The 18,304-nt window shown below is 56.8% G+C and carries 17 protein-coding genes; 2 read left to right on the top strand and 15 right to left on the bottom strand.

Annotated features, from left to right (window positions below; genetic code table 11):
* Nucleotides 1–33: 33 nt before the first annotated feature.
* The gene (locus E8E91_RS25215) at nucleotides 34–1,365 is read right to left on the bottom strand and encodes an MFS transporter (protein ID WP_179057971.1); all 1,332 of its coding nucleotides are present in this window, start codon (nucleotides 1,363–1,365) and stop codon (nucleotides 34–36) included.
* 32 nt (nucleotides 1,366–1,397) lie between these two features.
* Complete coding sequence (locus E8E91_RS25210; protein ID WP_179057970.1) at nucleotides 1,398–2,669, bottom strand: OprD family outer membrane porin; 1,272 nt, start codon at nucleotides 2,667–2,669, stop codon at nucleotides 1,398–1,400.
* A 123-nt stretch (nucleotides 2,670–2,792) separates the two neighbouring features.
* Here E8E91_RS25210 and E8E91_RS25205 point away from each other — a divergent pair, with 123 nt between their 5' ends.
* Nucleotides 2,793–3,734: a LysR family transcriptional regulator gene (locus E8E91_RS25205; RefSeq protein ID WP_179057969.1), complete on the top strand. Its 942-nt coding sequence runs from the start codon at nucleotides 2,793–2,795 to the stop codon at nucleotides 3,732–3,734.
* A 265-nt stretch (nucleotides 3,735–3,999) separates the two neighbouring features.
* Here E8E91_RS25205 and E8E91_RS25200 read toward each other — a convergent pair whose 3' ends face one another.
* Nucleotides 4,000–5,814: a GGDEF domain-containing protein gene (locus tag E8E91_RS25200; protein ID WP_218648994.1), complete on the bottom strand. Its 1,815-nt coding sequence runs from the start codon at nucleotides 5,812–5,814 to the stop codon at nucleotides 4,000–4,002.
* Nucleotides 5,815–6,305: 491 nt separating this feature from the next.
* On the opposite strand from E8E91_RS25200, the gene styE reads away from it, so the two are divergent.
* Nucleotides 6,306–7,676 (top strand): styrene transporter StyE, encoded by a 1,371-nt coding sequence (styE, locus tag E8E91_RS25195; protein ID WP_179057967.1) that lies wholly within the window; start codon nucleotides 6,306–6,308, stop codon nucleotides 7,674–7,676.
* Between the two features lie 171 nt (nucleotides 7,677–7,847).
* On the opposite strand, the gene E8E91_RS25190 is transcribed toward styE, so the two are convergent.
* From E8E91_RS25190 to E8E91_RS25135, 12 genes are all read right to left on the bottom strand, one after another.
* Nucleotides 7,848–8,753 (bottom strand): acetaldehyde dehydrogenase (acetylating), encoded by a 906-nt coding sequence (locus tag E8E91_RS25190; RefSeq protein WP_179057966.1) that lies wholly within the window; start codon nucleotides 8,751–8,753, stop codon nucleotides 7,848–7,850.
* Nucleotides 8,754–8,918: 165 nt separating this feature from the next.
* Nucleotides 8,919–9,275, bottom strand: a complete 357-nt coding sequence (locus E8E91_RS25185; protein WP_179057965.1) for a 2Fe-2S iron-sulfur cluster-binding protein — start codon at nucleotides 9,273–9,275, stop codon at nucleotides 8,919–8,921.
* Nucleotides 9,265–9,696 carry a tautomerase family protein gene (locus E8E91_RS25180; protein ID WP_179057964.1) on the bottom strand — a complete coding sequence of 144 codons (432 nt, stop codon included), beginning with the start codon at nucleotides 9,694–9,696 and terminating at the stop codon, nucleotides 9,265–9,267. Before E8E91_RS25180 ends, E8E91_RS25185 begins: the two co-directional genes overlap by 11 nt.
* A 57-nt stretch (nucleotides 9,697–9,753) precedes the next feature.
* Nucleotides 9,754–10,509 (bottom strand): SDR family oxidoreductase, encoded by a 756-nt coding sequence (locus E8E91_RS25175; protein WP_179057963.1) that lies wholly within the window; start codon nucleotides 10,507–10,509, stop codon nucleotides 9,754–9,756.
* A 55-nt stretch (nucleotides 10,510–10,564) separates the two neighbouring features.
* Nucleotides 10,565–11,617, bottom strand: a complete 1,053-nt coding sequence (dmpG, locus tag E8E91_RS25170; RefSeq protein ID WP_179058010.1) for a 4-hydroxy-2-oxovalerate aldolase — start codon at nucleotides 11,615–11,617, stop codon at nucleotides 10,565–10,567.
* Nucleotides 11,614–12,528, bottom strand: coding sequence for an acetaldehyde dehydrogenase (acetylating) (locus E8E91_RS25165; RefSeq protein WP_179057962.1), 915 nt, complete (start codon nucleotides 12,526–12,528; stop codon nucleotides 11,614–11,616). The genes dmpG and E8E91_RS25165 overlap by 4 nt, the downstream gene beginning before the upstream one ends.
* On the bottom strand, nucleotides 12,525–12,734 hold the full coding sequence (locus E8E91_RS25160) for a tautomerase family protein (RefSeq protein WP_179057961.1): 210 nt from the start codon (nucleotides 12,732–12,734) through the stop codon (nucleotides 12,525–12,527). The genes E8E91_RS25165 and E8E91_RS25160 overlap by 4 nt, the downstream gene beginning before the upstream one ends.
* Nucleotides 12,735–12,751: 17 nt before the next feature.
* Nucleotides 12,752–13,555: a 2-oxo-3-hexenedioate decarboxylase gene (dmpH, locus tag E8E91_RS25155; RefSeq protein WP_179057960.1), complete on the bottom strand. Its 804-nt coding sequence runs from the start codon at nucleotides 13,553–13,555 to the stop codon at nucleotides 12,752–12,754.
* The gene (gene dmpE, locus E8E91_RS25150) at nucleotides 13,552–14,349 is read right to left on the bottom strand and encodes a 2-oxopent-4-enoate hydratase (RefSeq protein WP_179057959.1); all 798 of its coding nucleotides are present in this window, start codon (nucleotides 14,347–14,349) and stop codon (nucleotides 13,552–13,554) included. Before dmpE ends, dmpH begins: the two co-directional genes overlap by 4 nt.
* A gap of 60 nt (nucleotides 14,350–14,409) precedes the next feature.
* Nucleotides 14,410–15,870, bottom strand: a complete 1,461-nt coding sequence (locus tag E8E91_RS25145; RefSeq protein ID WP_179057958.1) for a 2-hydroxymuconic semialdehyde dehydrogenase — start codon at nucleotides 15,868–15,870, stop codon at nucleotides 14,410–14,412.
* Between the two features lie 442 nt (nucleotides 15,871–16,312).
* Complete coding sequence (locus E8E91_RS25140; RefSeq protein ID WP_179057957.1) at nucleotides 16,313–17,494, bottom strand: acetyl-CoA C-acyltransferase family protein; 1,182 nt, start codon at nucleotides 17,492–17,494, stop codon at nucleotides 16,313–16,315.
* Nucleotides 17,495–17,543: 49 nt separating this feature from the next.
* Nucleotides 17,544–18,248 carry an NAD(P)H-dependent oxidoreductase gene (locus E8E91_RS25135; protein ID WP_179057956.1) on the bottom strand — a complete coding sequence of 235 codons (705 nt, stop codon included), beginning with the start codon at nucleotides 18,246–18,248 and terminating at the stop codon, nucleotides 17,544–17,546.
* Between the last annotated feature and the right edge of the window lie 56 nt (nucleotides 18,249–18,304).

Genomic DNA, 18,304 nt, shown 5'->3' with positions numbered 1-18,304 from the left:
GGCATCGATTAATCGCATGCGCCATATGCATAACTATGAAGTGACCGACTCAGCGTCCCCTCTCATCTGCGGAGAGCGCAGCGCACGTAGCAGAATCGCCGCCAGCAGCACAGGCAGGGCCAACACGAGGAAGTACTGTTCGCGGCTCCATCCCATGTCGATCAGGACGCCCGCCAGGTAGGGGCCAAACACTGCCCCCAAGCGCCCTACTCCCATGGCGATACCCGTGCCACTACCGCGCAGGGTTGCCGGGAATGCCACCGGTACCACCACGTAGAGAGTGGTGACCGCCGAGTAGAGGAAGAAGCCGAGAGTCACAGCGACCACCACCAACAGAGTCGGGTGGTAACCCATGTTGCTGAACAGCAGCATCATGGCGAACAGGGCGACCATGGTGATGGCAGTGAGTCGATGAGCCCCGACTTTCGCCGCTAGCAGGCCGAAGCTCATGCAGCCGAGCATGCCGCCGAAGCTGAGCAGCATTGCACCGGAGATCCCCCCTGTAACGCTCAACCCCGCGTCGGTGAGGATCTTCGGTGTCCAGCTGGAAACGAAGTAGAACGTCATCATGATGCAGAAGTACATGATGCAACTGGCAACGAACGGTCCCTTCAGCGACGCGCTCAGCAAGTCCTTGAGGCGACCATCAGTGATGTTCGGATCACGTGCAGCAGGCAGTGCTGACAGTTCCTGCAGACCAAGGCGCGGCAGTATTCGATTGACCCGATCCAGCGCGCGGGTAGGACGTTTCTCGATGAGAAAGTCCAGAGACTCAGGGAACAGCCACCAGGCGAAAGGCAGCAGGACGATAGCCGCCACACCGCCAAACACGAAGGGCGCCTGCCAACCGTAATGGTTGATCAGCAGCACCGACACCAGGCCACCCAGGGTCGCCCCGAGCGGAACGCCTACCGACATCCCTGCATTGCACAGACTGCGACGACGATCATTGGCGTATTCGGTTATCACGATGTTGATGGTTGCCAACATGGCACCGACACCAATTCCGGTGAACAGCCGGGCGGCAAACATCTCGCTGAAATTGCGCGTGGCAGCCGACATCAGCATCGACACTGCCAGAAGCATGAGACATCCCAATGCGATAGGGCGCCGTCCGATCCGATCGCCCAGGGGCGCCAGGAAGAACGCGCCAATCGCGGTTCCAATCATCCCGGCACTGAACAGCGCGCCTAGCATCGATCCGTTCAGCCCCCAACTCGCCGATAGCGTGGGAGCCACGAAGGCCATGACCAGAACGTCGAAACCGTCGAGAGCCGCCAGGACGACGCAGAAGATGACAAGGCTGATTCTGAATCCGCTCATGTGACCATGCTTGATATGGTCACGTGGGTCTTTGACCGACATATTTGTTACCTTTGTAGTTGTTGTTGGAGGGCTCACCACAGCTTCCAGCTGTAATCGATGTTCAGCCGGAGGTGGTTCTCATCACGCATCGAAGCGGCATCCGCAAAATCATTGCGGTACACGGAATACCTCGCCCTCAGGTACAGGCCGGCAAGCAGACCGGACTGGACGACGTAGGAGAGCTCAGCGTGCTTCTCGCTTTCTGTGAGCCCATTGCCGCCAAGGCGCTCGGGCAAGTTGATGTCATGGCCACGCATGTAGCGCAGGGTGGTCTTCAGGCCGGGAATGCCGGATGCGGCGAAGTCGTAGACATACTTGGCCTGCCAGGCCTTCTCGTTGGCGCCGACGAAATCGGAGCTCATCAGGAACTCGCTCAGCACAAGAATCTCGGTGCCTGAGAGATAAGGCATGGCGGTGTCGCCAGTGGCGTGCTGATAGCCGAGGTTGAACAGGTGGGCGCCAGTCTGGTAGCTGAAAGTCGCCGTCATGTTCTTGTAGTCGACCTCTCCCGCCCGGGCGCTGCCATCTTCGGTGCCATAAAATCCCCGCAAGTCGGCGGTGAAGGTGTCGTTGCCGATGGGCCAACTGCGTTTGAAGTCCAGGTACTCCATGCGATAGAGATCCTTGACGTCACCGTGATAGGCCCGTGCCAGATAACGGTTCTGCGGGTGATATTCGGCTGCTAGGAAGGTGGCCTGGTTACTCTGCGCACCACCGTTGAAACGCTGGTTTGGCGCCGCCAGGGATAGCGATTCGAAATCAGTGGAGTTGCGCTTGGTGGTCTGATCGAACCAGGTACCTCGCAGCGTCAGGTCGTCGAACTCGTTCGAGACCACCGACGCCCCCCTGAAGGTCTGTGGGAACAACCTCGATTGGCTGGCATAGACGAAGGGGATGAACACGTCATCCAGACTGCCTGCCTTCAGTTCGGTGCGGGAGTACTTGGCCTTCGCCGTCAATCCGAGCTTGGAGTACTCATCAGCAGCACGACGGTCACTGGTCGATACCGGTAGCAAGTCGGTACCGGTCCTGGAAGGTGAGGAGTCGAGTTTGAAACCGGCCATACCCAACGCGTCCAGGCCCAGTCCCTGGTCACCGTGGGTGAGTCCCGACTTGAATCTGAGAATGAATCCCTGCGCCCACTCCTCAGCCTTGTCTGGATCCCGGGAGCCTTGGTAGTCACGTTCGAGGTAATAGTTTCGGGCAGTTAATGTGGCCTGGCTGTCATCGATCAGGCCGGCGGCGAGGAGGCTTTGGCTGCACAGAGCTGATAGCGCGAATGCGCTGCACGTTTTGGGGTTCATAGGATGACTCTTGTTCTTGTTATCTACTGCGGGAATCGGCGCCGCCGATTCCCATGCGGTGTTTCAAGAATCGATCCTATTGAAATATCCTACTGCACCATAATCACGACAACGATCACCTCTATGCACAGCATTCATAATGAAAAGAAGCTCGACCTCAATCTGCTGACTGTTTTCGATGCCCTGCTTCGCGAAGGCAGTGTCACTCGGGCCGCCGATAGCCTGGATCTCTCGCAGAGTGCGGTCAGTCATGCGCTCAAGCGATTGCGGGACTTCTTTAGCGATCCGTTGTTCGTGAAAGTCGGCGACGGCATGAAGCCGACGCCCAAAGCCGAACAGCTGGCTGTGTCGATCCTCGGGATCATCAGCACAGTGCAAGATTCGCTGCTCACCCAGACACGCTTCGATCCAAGCACAGCAGTCCGCACGTTCAAGTTCTGCATGACCGATATGGGCGAACTGGTGTTTCTGCCCAGGATGATCCAGGAGTTCAAGCGCAGGGCCCCCCACTGCACCATCCAGACCCTGCAAGTCCGCCCCGAAGACATTGCTGCCACCTTGGAGTCAGGCGAGGCCGACCTGGCGATGGGCTCGCAGCTCGCGGTCAACGATGAGTTGTTTCAGCAAAATCTGTTCGTCCACAAGTTCGTGACGATTGTCAGCAGAGAGAACAGCCAGGTCGGGGACTCGATCAGCCTTGAGCAGTTCACGCGCATGAAGCACATCGTGATCAATCTGGGCGGCAAGACCACTCACTACGATAGGGCGTTAGACGAACACGGAATCAAACGTGAGGTGTTCCTGCTGACTCCCCACTATCTGGTCATTCCCATGCTGATCAGAAATGATCCGGAGCTGATTGCAACCGTACCTGGAGAGATCGGCCGCATCTTCGATGAGTACGGTTGGGTTAGACGATTGAAACCACCGGTTGATCTAGCACCATTCCCCATCTGCCAGTACTGGCACCCGCGCTTTCATCACGACGAAGCGAATCGCTGGCTCAGGCAGTTGATGAAGGAAATCTACAATGATTTCCTCCCGGAGTCAGGGAATGACTGGTGAGTGAACTGCCGGACGGACTCAACCGACGAAGGCCAACTTACTGACAAAAAAATGTGCCACCTAAGGCGAGCCAGGCATGGGCCAGGTTCAGCGGTAAAAGCGGGGATAGTCCCAAAGAGTTACTGGCTAATGCACTAAATCTCTGAAATGGTCGTTTCAGCCTGAGTGGACACTGACTAAAGATGGATTAGCCGGCCCTATCGCCGCCTAGGAATGTATCGCACCGGGTTTCGTATAAGAGGCGTGTGCCCTGACGTGATGGCATTTACTTTTCTATTTTCCAAACTGAAGACACCAACCAATCCTTGAACTCATCAATAGGCATCGGCGCACTTACAAAGTAGCCTTGAATCACATCACACCCCAGCATCGTCAAGTAGTCTTTTTCCGCCTCATTTTCCACCCCCTCCGCGACCACTTCTAGGTTCAGGTGATGAGCCATCTCAATCGTAGACCCAACAATAGCCGCGACCTCAGGCTCACTCAAGATGCTCCTGACAAAAGACTGATCAATCTTGATTTCATCAACCGGAAGATTCCTCAGGTAACTCAGGCTAGAATAACCAACCCCAAAATCATCAATAGAAAAACCAACACCCATCGACTTAACTTTATTAATAGCCTCGAGCGCCAACAGCGGGTCTTTCATCATCCCACTTTCAGTTACTTCAAACTTAATCCAACTCCCCTCCCCTCCCCACGTAGCCATCAGGCCCTCAATTTTTCCGACCAAATGTGGATCACATAGATCCTGAGCGGACAAATTAACGGAAAGTGGAAGGTCTATACCTACTTCGCGCCAAGCAAAGCGCTGTCTAAATGCAGTTTCAAGCACCCAATGTGTAAGCGGAGTGATTAAACCAGAAAATTCCGCAAGCGGCACGAATTCACTTGGGGGAATCATTTCCCCTTCTTGACATCGCCACCGAACAAGAGCCTCTGCCCCGCAAAGCGTTGAGTTTTTCAGCCTAAGCTTGGGTTGACAATAAAGCAACAACTGCCCCTTGTTAATAGAATCTCTGAGCTTCGCTGTCAGCCCTAGCCGGCGACTGCATCCTTCATCAAGTTTGCTCGAGAAAACTGCATAATCTCGCCCAGTGCGTCTAGCTTCACTCATAGCAGAGCGGGCGCGCCTGATCAGCAATTCTGGATCAGAACCATGCCCTGGATATACCGCGATACCTATAGAAAAACTAGCATACTGTTCATGCTCCGGAATTCCGCCTTGATCCTTAAACAAGGAAACCACTCGCTGAGATTGCCGAGTGGCAACTTCTAAATCCGCAGAAGGCAAAATAACAGCAAACTCGGCGTCTCCCGCCTTAAACACATCACCAGACATTCCTAACGTTTCACATAAATGCCGCGCCGCCCCCACAAGCACCTTATCACCCTGCTGAAACCCAAACGTTTCATTGACCTCATTAAGTTGAATCACCTTTATAATTAGCAAAACAAAAGATTGATACCTCCCCTCAAGGCCATCAATTAGCGCCCGCGCCCTTTTAAACAAAAGTTGCCGATTGGGTAGTTCTGTCAGAGGGTCGTAGAATGCCATGCGCTGAATTATCTCTTCAGCTTCACGTCTACGAGCCCTCTCGCGGATATGCTCTACGCCGTAAGCAAGGTCCTCCGCCAACTCCCCCAGCAGAGCCACTTCGGAATCGTTGAACGCATCAGGCTCAGTAGCAGCGATGCTCAAGGCCCCAATCACTGTTGAATCGACACGAATGGGAAAAGAAGTGAGCGAACCATATCCAAGCCGAATCGCGTCCTCCCTCCATGCCCTATGGTCAGGATCGCTCAACAGATTGCGACCAATGCAAGGAGTGCCAGTCAGCACAGCGATCGCTGTGGCCCCTCCTTGCTCAGGGAAAGCCCATGACAACCGTAGCGATTCAAAGAACTCTACTTCGTTTTTCTCGTGTGGGAGACCAAGGGAGTAAGCCTGGTTAACGAGCGGCTGGCCTTCGTCATTGCTGGCGTACCAGACACTGGCGTAGCGATATCCGCCTTGCGTTACCACTACGTCACACATTCCTTTCAGAAGCTGCAGCTCATCACTCGAGCGCAAAAGCATACGGTTACCAGCGCTGAGGGTCCTCAGAACGCGATATAGGCGCTCCAATTCAGTCAGCTTATCGCCCGTTATCTTCAAGGCGGAGCGCTTCACAGCGTGTCGGTGTTTCGATGTCTGCGTCATCGCCTTCGCCCGGAGTGGTAGCTCTGTAAGCGTAGTCCCAAGGCTGGATTTATCTGACAGTCGTACTCGATCTCTACCCGGGGCCGTCATCGCTTGGGCGATTCAACGCCGCCTCCAGCCACCGGTCCAGGCGATGCCGTTATGGTCCTTGCGCGCCGGCTGCGAGCGCCCCCAACGGGCGAACAGGCACAGCGAAGGTTCTCGCCCGGCGTCGCAAAGCCTCCCCAGGTACCATCACGCACTAGACTGGGAAGGGTATCTACCAACTATGTAGAGTAATCAGCGGCAGGGTACGTACCTTGGCCATTCCGCCATTTACCGCTGGTGCTCGCCGAATAGAACGATAACGATCAAGCGAGAACAGTCTAATGAACGCCAAGGCAGCTCTTCGTTTTGCACAATGCCTGCCAATGATCGCCATATTCCATACAGCAAATGCAACTGATGTGATGCGCCTTGAGGGCTTCGGACCCATTTCCCGATCCATGGGAGGGACAGCCATGGCGTTTGATATCGGAACAGCAGGCATGATGAGCAACCCAGCCACTCTCTCCTTGGGCGAGGAAGGCAGCCGATTGAGCATTGGCGTCGACCTGCTTCAACCGGATATCAGCACTCGCAATCTCGATTCTGGTGAAACTGCCGAAAGCAAAAATAAGTCAAAGAATCGTGGACCTTATTATGCGCCGCAGATTGCATACACCTATCGCGGAGAACGCTGGGCGCTTGGTATCGGTACCTTTGCTCAAGGCGGAGTCGGTACCGAGTATGGCAATGATAGTTTCCTTTCAGACGATGGAAATAGTCAGCCCACAGGGCTAGATAGTAGTAGTCGACTGCTCGTCCTCAATATTCCATTCGCTTTCAGCTTCGATGTAACCGATGAGTTGACTGTAGGCGCCAGTCTGGATGCCATGTGGATGGGCATGAACTTGAACATGATGTTTGCGAGGAACCAAGTTGGCGCCCTCATCGGAGACGGTCGCGTTAGCGGTTCATTATTACCAGTTTTAGGTGCATTGCCAGCGCTTGATGGTGCTCATATTAGCTTCAGCCGAGCGGAACCCATTGCCAGCGGCGCCGACGCGTGGGGATACGGTGGGCGTATTGGCGTGCTGTGGAGAGCTACCACGTCCACTAATGTCGGACTTGCTTATAACTTCGCCAGCGAAATGGGCGACTTGGAAGGCGACGCGACGGTCACTGCGATCGATAGTGTCGTAGGGAAAATTTCTCTCCCTGGAAAGATCAAGATTAAAGACTTCCAGATGCCGGCATCATTGAGCCTAGGAGTCGCACACGAAGTGAACGACAGGTGGTTAATCGCCGTCGACGTTTCTCGCGTGTTCTGGAAAGACGTAATGAAAGACATTAACGTCGCCTTCAACAGCGATAGTGGTGGTGACCTCAATCTGAAATTTCCGCAGAACTATCATAATCAGACCATTGTCGGGCTGGGAACTAGCTATCGAATCAACAACTGGACCCTACGATTAGGGTATAGGCAGGCAACAGAAGCTGCCCCTAGCAACCTACTATTTGCAAGCTTACCGGTAACACCTACCCGACATGCATCGGCAGGTATTTCGTATGACCTGGGATACGGCTCCATCGACCTCGCGTACTCTCATGCATTCACAGCAACCACTACCAATCGTTCCCTACCCAATGCCCCAGTGCCGATTCGCAATAGCCATGGCCAAGATAATTTAGTTTTTTCGTATACCCATCGTTTCTGAAGCATACGTTGTTCGGCTTCTTTTTTGCGTAGCGCCGCCACCACAAACCGACAGCTCGCTGAAGCATATCGTGATCAATCTGGGCGGCAAGAACACCCACTACGCTAGAACGCAGGGCGAACACTGAATTAAGCGTGACGGGCGAATGCACCAAGCTCCGAAGAGGTTCGGCTATGTGGGCAGAACGTCAAAATCGGAGGACACGCGGCCAATCGACTTGATCCTGTCCACGAGTGCCTCTGCAGAATGGACTGCCGAGCTCACCATGATCTCTTCGTCTGCGAAACCGACGGGCAAAGTATTCCCCCCCTCACTGCTTGAAACACCAAAAGTAATCAGGTTTCCTTCGAAATATGGGCCACTGATCAGACGGTACCCCGGCACATATCGCCGCACCTTTCCAATCATGCGTTGTACCGATTCAACAATATCGTCTCGCCTCGGTTCGCTTTCGACGATGCAGCTGATGACAGCGCTAGATCCCAGATTGGGTTTGACTATCGCGTGCACCTTCCCGTGTTTGGCCCCCCCGACACGAATCAAGGCCCCGACGGTTGCGTTAGCAAGTGTCTCAGTGCTTTCGCATGTCATGGATGCTGGAGTGACGTTTATAACGACCTCCGCGTAATCCACATCCTGTACCAGGGAGATCGCATTGACGATGGGAACAGCTGCCTGGCTGGTGGCGGTGGCCAATTGAAGGTGCTGCAGACCGTTCGCGATCAACTTCGGAAGATTCAATGCAGGAATACAATGCACCCCATCGCCGGTGGATGCCAAACCAACTGTGGTCACTCCCAAGGCATTGAGGCTACGAGAGGCCTCATCATGCCCAGCACCTTGGGCAGCGTTGAATGCGATCTGCACACCATCTTCGACGACGTGAGGCAGAAAACCACGCACGCCTTGATGGGTGACCTTGAGCCCCAAGCCTTTAGCTTCAGAAAGGTACTGGGATTGAGGATCCGTCCCTATCAACCAGACGGGGTCCAGCAGGGGGCTAAGCCGCAACCTGTGGACCAGGTCCATTCCAATGCTGCTGGAGCCGATCACCGCGCATTTCACTTTCTCATTCATGATCCAAGTCCCACTTGAGTAGCCACCTGGCCATTTGCCTGGCTATAGCTTTGGTGCCGGCAAGCCTGCGAAGGGTCAGAAGCTGGTAGAGAATCGATAAATTCGCTCGACCTGCTTCGCGCGCTCAACGTCGTTTGTGATCCCTTCGTTTGTGGTCCCGTAGGCTCACCCCGTAGTCCGTGCTCCGGTAACAGTTGGAAAAGTGGTCTCTCGCTCACGCACGCGAACCACTGCTTTTCTGATTTTCCCCACGACGGTGAGGCGTAGATCGCTCTCCGCCACGATGCAACACGCCAGGGCAACTCCATCGAGCTGTTCCTCCGCGCTGACATGTTGTCGGCTCATCTGTCGAGCCTGGTACTGACCTTGAATGACTCGGACCTTACACACCCCGCAGCCACCACCACGACAACCCGCGGGAATCCCCTTGCGTCCCAGGCGCGTCATTCCACTAAGAACGCTTTCCCGATCGGTGCAGGAGAAGCGGTCTCCCGTATCCACGATCAAAACCTCATGGCCCATGAGCAGGCTCTCCGGCCGCGCGAACTGCCAATTCATCAGCCCTCTGCAGACTTGCCGGAACACCTGCAATCGACCAATCCTCGGGGGCAATACGTTGGCATCGACCCCGCACAACATCGCGTCGTACCGCCAGATGCTTGACCAACAACTCAGTGAAGCCTTCCGCCAACTGATGGCGCTGCTCGACGGAGCGGCCATCGAGAACGAAGAAGTCAAAGAATGGTGCGTGCATACCAGTTGCCGCGCATAAAGACCCCGCCGCGGCGAAATGGCGCGAGTCGTGCCATGTGATGAATGCACGTACACGTTCGATGGGAGATTGCAGAACCTTCGCGTAGAGCTGCGAGGCTTCAACGAGCAAGAGCTCGCATTGTTCGCCGGTACTTTCGCCGGCTAGTAGATGGAAATTCACGATGGGCATGACTGTTCTCCTTGTTGTTATCGATGCCAGGCGGCGCAACCGATGTGGAGAAGGAAACTAGGGCAGTCCTCGTCGGCGACCGGAGTCAAGCATCACGGCAGATCCCGACATTGCAGTAGCTTCAGGAGCCAGCAGCATGCTGATAGCCCAGGCCACCTGCTCGGGCGTGGTCAAAGCACCAAGGGACGATTCCGCACGTATTTCCTCCAGCACAGCATCAACACTCACGCCTCGCTGCGCCGCACGGTCTGCCGCGACACGATGCAGTCGCTCGGTATCCGCGGGACCCGGGGCAACCAGATGGGAGGTAATGCCACGCGGGCCGTAAGCCAGACTGAGCTGCCGGTTGAGATTGGCAAGGGCTGCATTGGCGACTCCTGCCGCCGCCGCATAGGCACTAGGCTCGAAGCCATAGTGCCCACCAATGGCGACCAGGCGTGAACCTGGTTGCAGAAAGTCGTCTACTGCTCGCACCAGGCGCAACATGCCGCCAACCTTGATGTTAACTGCGGAGTTCAACGCGCTTACCGAGGCATCCAGCACCCCTCCAGCAACTGCTACGCCAGGTCCATGGACGACCATGCGGACGGGGCAGTTCAGGGAAGTTCGAATGACTTCGATTGCACTGTCGTCTCCGATATCAGCTTCACAAGGTCTGACCTGTGAATATCGATCCGCTAGCGAATTGAGGCTTTCGCTGCTGCGAGCCACGGCGATGATATCGAGGCCACTGGCACATAGCCTTGAGACGATGGCTTGTCCGAAAGCACCTGTGGCGCCGACGATTACCGCGACTTCATTGGTCGAATTCATGAGCACTCCGCTACTCGAGAAAACGCCGAGCAGATACTTCTGCTCGGCGGACGCATCAGGCGCTCTTGAGCAAGCCACGCTCCTTGGCCATCGTCATCGCAGTATCGAGGATCATGTCTTCCTGACCACCGATCATCTTCTTGCGGCCAAGCTCAACCAGAATGTCGCGCGCCGAAACGCCGAAGCGTTCTGCCGCTCGTTTCGCATGCAGCAGGAAGGTCGAATACACGCCGGCGTAACCCAGCGTCAGAGACTCGCGATCAACACGCACCAGGTGATCCATCATGGGAACGATGATGTCCTCGGCCACATCCATCAGCTTGAACAGGTCCACGCCGGTGTCGATGCCCATGCGCTCGCAAACAGCGGCGAATACCTCAAGAGGAGTGTTGCCAGCCCCCGCTCCCAGCCCAGCTACCGAACCGTCGATCCGGGTGGCGCCAGCTTCAATGGCTGCAATGGAATTCGCGACGCCCATGCCCAGGTTGTGGTGCCCGTGGAACCCGATCTCGGTTTCGGGATTGAGCACATCACGAAGAGCCTCGACCCGTGCCTTGACGTCCTCCGGCAGCATGTATCCGGCCGAGTCAGTGACGTAAACGGTCTGCGCCCCATAGGACTCCATCAATTTCCCCTGCTGGGCGATGCCTGCAGGATCGTTGAGGTGGGCCATCATCAGGAATCCGGTAGTGTCCATTCCCAGCTTTCGAGCGAAGGCGATGTGTTGCGGAGAGGTGTCTGCCTCGGTGCAATGAGTGGCCACGTGAACGCTGCGTGCGCCGCAATCGTAGGCGGACTCGAGTTCCTTCATCGTGCCGAGACCTGGGATCAGCAGTACCGAGACTTTCGCCTGGGTCATCCGAGATGCGACAGCGCTGATGTATTCCTCATTGCTGTGCAGGGCGAAGCCATGCTGCAGCGAGTTCCCACCGAGACCGCCGCCGTGGGTCACCTGGATGTACGGAATGCCGGAGTCATCCATTGCAGTGGCAACCTTGATCATCTGATCGACGCTGATCTGCTCGCGCTTGGCGTGCATGCCGTCACGCAGGCACATGTCGTGGAGAATGACCTTGCGGCCTTTGAGGCTGATGGGCTGACTCATTATGCGACCTCCACAGTGGGCAACTGGAGCTTTCCGGCAAGGATTTCTTCGGCGAACATTTCCGCTGTGCGCGTCGCGGCCGCGGTCATGATGTCGAGGTTTCCAGCGTAAGTCGGCAGGTAGTCACCAAGCCCTGCAACCTCGAGGAACACTGAGACCTTGTTGCCATCGAAGAGCGGGCCATTGACCAGCCGGTAGCCCGGAACATACTTCTGCACCTCGCCGATCATCTGCAGAATCGACGCGGTCACGCGCTCTTGGTCAGGCTCATCGTCGGTCAGGCAGTAGATCGTGTTGCGCATGATCAACGGCGGCTCAGCCGGGTTGATGATGGCCAGGGCCTTACCCTTGCGCGCACCACCGACTGCCTCGATAGCGCTGGAGGTCGTGTAGGTGAACTCATCCAGATTCGCGCGGGTACCTGGCCCTACGGACTTGGACGACAGGCTAGCGACGATCTCCGCATAACCCACGCTTTGGATACGTGAAACGGCATTGACGATGGGAATGGTTGCCTGGCCGGCACACGAAATCATGTTGACGTTCGCTACCTGTTTCTGGGTGTGCTCGCTCAGGTTCACCGGGGGCACGCACAGCGGACCGATAGCAGCCGGCGTCAGGTCGATCATCAGAACACCCAGCGCATTGAGCTTGCGGCTGTTCTCGGCGTGCACATAGGCACTGGTAGCGTCGAAGGCGATCTGGATATTGTCCTCCAGAACGTGGGGCAGCAGACCGTCGACACCTTCCGAGGTCGTCTTCAAGCCCATGTCTCGAGCTCGTTTAAGACCTTCTGACTCCGGGTCGATACCTACCATCCAGACCGGCTCAAGCACCGGGCTGCGCATGATCTTGTAGATCAAATCGGTACCGATGTTGCCCGAGCCGATCAACGCACAACGGATCTTCTTCATTTCGCCTGCCCCTGCAGCGCATCGCGCTGCATCTTGTTCAAACCAGCGACATAGAACTCGTCGTGGCGGTGTTCGGTAATCAGGATCCGGACCGTGTCCGGGTTGCATGGAAGGCTCTCGCTAACAGCCTTGGTCACAGCTGCAGCGACGCGGCTTTTCTGCTCGGCGGTGCGCCCCTCGACGAGGTGCATTTCGATAATGGGCATGACTTCTCCTGGAGGCCTTACTCGATAAAACGCATGGAAACGCTGCCCAGTTCCTGGAAGCGTGCAATGACGTTGTCGCCGGGTTTCACTGCGACGGCTTCGGTGATTCCACCACTCATCACAAAGCTGCCGGCTGGCAGCGTCTCTCCCAGTTCGGAAAGAATGTTGACCAGCATCGCCACAGCCTCTGCCGGATGCCCGAGCACTGCTGCACTCGCTCCCATGCCGACGATTTCGCCGTTCTTCTCCATCACCACGCCCAGTGTGCGCAGGTCCAGTTCATCGACCTTGCGGGCACGACCGCCGCCGACAAATCGGGCGGAGGAACCGTTGTCAGCGATCACGCTGGGAAGATCGAATTTGAAGCCGGAGAAGCGTGAATCAATGATTTCCACTGCAGGCAACACATAGTCGGTGGCGGCCAGCACATCGGCGACAGTGCAATTCGGGCCTTCAAGTCCTTCCTTGAGGACAAAGGCAACCTCGCACTCCACACGGGGATGGACCAAGTCGGAGGTCTTGATCTGCGAGTTCTCCGGACGCGCCATGCGGTCGGTCAGAAAACCGATGGAGGGCACGTTAACGCCCATCTGCTGCATCTTGGCCCTGGAGGTCAGTCCTGCCTTCCAGCCGACGAGACGATGCCCCTTCGCCTTGAAGCGGCGCAGCAACTCCAACTGCACGGCGTAGCCGTCAGCAATCGACATCTGGGGGTATTCATCGGTCAATTTGCGAATCGAATAGGCGTGCGTCTGAGCCCCCTCGACACGCTCACAAAGACGCACGATGTCCTCGCGGGACAGTGTCAGTTGTGCGCTCATACTGCACTCCTCCCGGTAAACTTCGCCCTGCAGCTGCCAAGACCACCCACGGTACATACCAGTTCGTCACCGTCGGCGATGGGTACCAGGGCAGATTGCGAGCCCGAAAGAATCACCTCTCCCGCTTTGAACGGAATCCCCAGCTCTCCCAAGGTGTTGGCCAACCAGGCGACCGCATTGGCTGGAGACCCTTGCACGGCAGCACCAACGCCGGTGGAGAACAGCTCGCCGTTCTTCTCCAGCACCATGCCGGCCAATGTCAGGTCGAGCTCTCGCGGATCACCTCTGTCATTCCCCAGCACATACACGCCACAGGAAGCGTTGTCCGCGACGGTGTCCTGGATCTTGATCTGCCAATCCGTGATGCGCGAATCGACAATCTCGAAGCACGGCACTACGTAATCAGTTGCCCGGATCACATCCATTGCGGTGATCCCCGGCCCAACCAGGTCATGCTTAAGAACGAAAGCGAGTTCGGCCTCGGCCTTCGGTTGGATGAGGGTACCAAGGTCAATCTCATCACCCTCCTGGTACACCATGCCGGAGGTGAGAATGCCGAAGTCCGGTTGAAAAACCCCGAGGAAGTCCTGAACAGGCTTGCTGGTGACGCCGATTTTCTTACCCACCACGGTCTCGCCGGCGGCAAGTCGACGCGCAACGTAACGCTGCTGAATGCGGTAAGCATCCTCGATGGTTATCTCGGGCTCACGCTGCAGTAACGGGGGAACTGTGCGACGAGAGACGAACGCTTCGTAGAGCTCGTCGCCGTATTGCTCGATCTTGTTGTCGTTCATGGTTTTCTCACAGGACGGCGGAAGTCGGACGCCGCATGAAGCGGCGCCCTAAAAGGCGATTTACAGCTTCACGCACACGTTGCGTGTCTCGGTGTAAAACTCCAGGGAGTGAACGCCACCTTCGCGACCGATTCCCGACTGCTTGGAACCGCCGAACGCAGTGCGCAGATCGCGGAGGAACCAGCTATTGATCCAGGTAATCCCTACATCGATACGCGCAGCCATGCGATGGGCGCGGGATAGGTCGCTCGTCCAGATGGTGGTAGACAGGCCGTATTCATTGTCATTGGCCAGCGACACCACCTCGTTCTCACTGTCGAACGGGCGAATGTGGCAGCAGGGGCCGAAGATCTCCTCGCGCACTACCGCAGCGTTGTCCGGCAGCCCCGTCCAGATAGTGGGCTGAACCCACGAGCCCTCGGCCAACTCACCGGGCATATCAGGCACACCACCGCCAGTTACCACCGTGGCCCCCTCCTCCACCGCCTTGCGGTAGTAGGAAAGCACCTTGCTGCGGTGCTCCTGGCTGATCAACGGACCATAGGTCGTGGCGTGATCTTCAGGCCGACCGTATTTCACGCCCTCTGCCTTAACCTTCAGTGCCTGAACGAAGCGCTCAAAAATCGGACGTTCGACGTAAACGCGCTCGGTACCCAGGCAGACCTGTCCGGAATTGAGGAAGGACGAACGGAAAATCCCATCCACTGCCGCATCGAAATCGGCATCGGCGAATACGATTCCTGCGTTCTTCCCACCCAACTCGAATGACACATCTCGCATGCCTTCGGCAGCGGCCTTCATGATTGCTGTGCCTGTGCGCGTTTCACCGGTAAAGGTGATGGCGTCGATGCCAGGATGCTGAGTAATGAACTCGCCCGCGGAATCCGGACCGAAACCGTGCAATACGTTGTACACCCCCTTGGGGATGCCTACGGTGTTCATCACTTCACCGAGAAGAGTTGCTGTGAGCGGAGATTCTTCGGAAGGCTTGACCAGTACGGTATTACCGCATGCCAGCGCCGGGCCGACCTTCCAGGTCATCAGCAGGAAGGGCGCGTTCCATGGGCAAATCACTCCAATTACGCCCTTCGGCACACGCATGGAGTAGTTGAGCGCGCCGCGACCATCCGGGGTATCCATCCGGAAAGACTCACTGGCGACATTCTTGATTACATCGGCGAAAACCTTGAAGTTGGCCGCGCCACGAGGAATGAAGGCATGCCGCATGACATGTGCCGGCTGCCCGGTGTCGGCCATTTCAGCTTCGACAAAGTCATCGAAGCGGCGGGTGATCTCGTTAGCCACGGCATGCAGCATGTCGACACGCTGCTCGGTGGTCAGGCCACCCCATTCGCCATGCAAGGCACTGCGTGCAGACTTTACGGCGCTATCCACTTCCGCACGGCCCGCTTCGGAAATCGAAGCGATCACACGGTTGTCTACCGGCGAACGCTTGTCGAAGCGTTTGCCGCTGGCAGCGGCGACGAATTCGCCCGCGATGAAGTTATCGATATTGCGCATGATCGCTCCGCACTCTTGTCCTTAGGTGGTCCGCCGGAAGGGCGAACCAGACTGTTTACTGAGTCTAGGGAGCGGATTCGATACCGACTAATACTTTATTCGTTCCTCGCCAATACCAATCGGGTATCTCTTTGGACAGCGAACAACCTTGCGGCAAGGCGCCTTAAAGCAGCAATAGAAATGGGTCAGAGTTGCTGCGCGTATATCGCGAAAAGGACCGCAGCGGAGTCGATTGTCCTGGGCTCCTCGCCACGCGACTCCCGAAGACATCGCGGAGCGCAGTTCTCCGCGACGGTTCACACTTAGTTGAGTACTGGCCGCCCTTCACTCCAAGAAACTTCTCTCAAAGCTCGAACAGCGGAGAATCTAGACGGCCAATAATGAGGAGAAACGCTGCGTCAGGTATCGAGCGGTATCGCCCCCCTGCCCGATACCCGAGAGGTCAGACGCGCTCGAAAATCACCGCGATGCCCTGACCTCCCCCGATACACATGGTCGCCAAGCCATAGCGCCCCTGAGTACGGTGCAATTCATGAATCAACTTCGTGGCGATAATCGCCCCGGTCGCCCCTATGGGATGACCAAGAGCGATTCCAGAACCGTTGGGATTTACCTTGGCGGGGTCCATCTGCAGCTCCTTCATCACCGCACAGGCCTGCGCCGCAAAGGCCACGTTGGCTTCGATCACATCCAGATCATCGATAGCGAGGCCAGCACGCTTGAGCGCTAGGCGTGTTGCCGGAACAGGCCCGAGCCCCATAAGTTCGGGCTCCACACCGGCGTGAGCGTACGCAACGATGCGAGCCAGCGGCTTAAGCCCCTGATCGCCGACAGCTTGAGCACTAGCCAACAGCAATGCCGCAGCGCCGTCATTGAGCCCCGACGCATTACCGGCGGTGACGGTGCCGTCAGACTTGAACGCGGCTTTCATTTTCGCCAGTTGCTCCGCAGTGGATTCACGCGGGTGTTCATCCACGCTGAAAAGCTCCACACCTTTGCGAGTGCGCAGTTCAACCGGGATGATCTGGCTTACAAATCGCCCCTCCATGATGGCCAGCGAAGCACGGCGCTGTTCTTCCACCGCGAACTCATCCTGAGTCTCGCGACTGATACCGCTGTGTGCAGCAACGTTCTCCGCAGTGATGCCCATATGAACACTGTGGAAGGGGTCATGCAGAACACCGAGCACGTAGTCCAGGGCCTGCATATTGCCCATTCGACCGCCCCATCTGGCCGCCGGCATCATGTATGGCCCCCGGCTCATGGCTTCTGCGCCAGCGCCAATGGCCAACTGCACATCCCCCAGCATCACGGCCTGTGCGGCAGAGACAATGGCCTGCAGGCCCGAGCCACACAGACGGTTGACGTTGAAGGCCGAAGCGTCCTTAGGAATTCCTGCATTCATCGCAGCAACTCGGGACAGGTAGGCGTCGCGCGGCACCGTAGGGATGACGTTTCCCATAACGACATGACCAATAGCTGCCGGATCAATCCCGGAACGCTCGATCACTCCTTTGATGGGTGTGGTAGCCAAGTCGGCCAGCTCCACATCCTTGAGGGCGCCACCGAAGGTACCAATAGCTGTACGTGCCGCTTCGATGACGAAGACATCCTGGGAACTCATGGGAACTCCTGCTGAGCAAATAGTAGGGAGGGTTTCGGGCTCGCTCGCGCTAGCGAACACGCCGTTCAAAATTCGTGTCGTATTCGTCGGTGAAGGGCATCGGCATCACCGGTCGCTGATCGATTTCAGCCAGAAGCTCGCACCACTGGGAGAGAATTTCTCCGCGCGCGGCGTCATCCAGATAGGGCACGTGATAGGCAAAGAATGGATCGAACACTTCGAAGCCGGTATAGCCCAGTGTCCCTTTCAGCAGAGGCCGAAACAGAGCATGCAGGTCGTCGTGTATGCCTTCAGCGGAGAACATGCCCTCGCGCCCTCCGAGGGTCGCGCAAACCAACGCACGCTTTCCGCGCATACCCCCTAGGTCGAAGATGCGTCGACCACCGTAGAACACCCCGGAGACAAACACCCTGTCGATCCAACCTTTGAGGATGGCTGGCATCGCATACCAATAGACGGGGAAGCAGAGAACCAACAAGTCGCAATGCTTGATCTTGTCGATTTCCCTCTGGATATCATCACGAAGGGTTTCGCTCTTGACTCCGTTGCGTTGCTCCAGGGCGTACACCAGGTAGTCCGGATTGGCGCGCTCGTTAAAGTCCGCACCGCTGGCAACAGGATCGAACCCCATCGCGTAAAGGTCAGAAACCTCGACCGCTGCTCCGAGGTTGCGGAAATGCTCGACTGCGGCCTGGAAGAGCGCTGAGGTAAAGGAGGCAGGCTCCGGATGGGCATGCACGATCAAGACATTCATGGAGGCACCTCACTTGGCAGGGCGCCAGAGTAAGGGCGTGCATATTGCTCGCACAG

The organism is Pseudomonas sp. BN515 (genome assembly GCF_029873155.1).
Taxonomy (GTDB): domain Bacteria; phylum Pseudomonadota; class Gammaproteobacteria; order Pseudomonadales; family Pseudomonadaceae; genus Metapseudomonas.
Note: the sequence above shows the minus strand (reverse complement) of the source record. Positions and strands in the feature narration are given on the sequence as shown.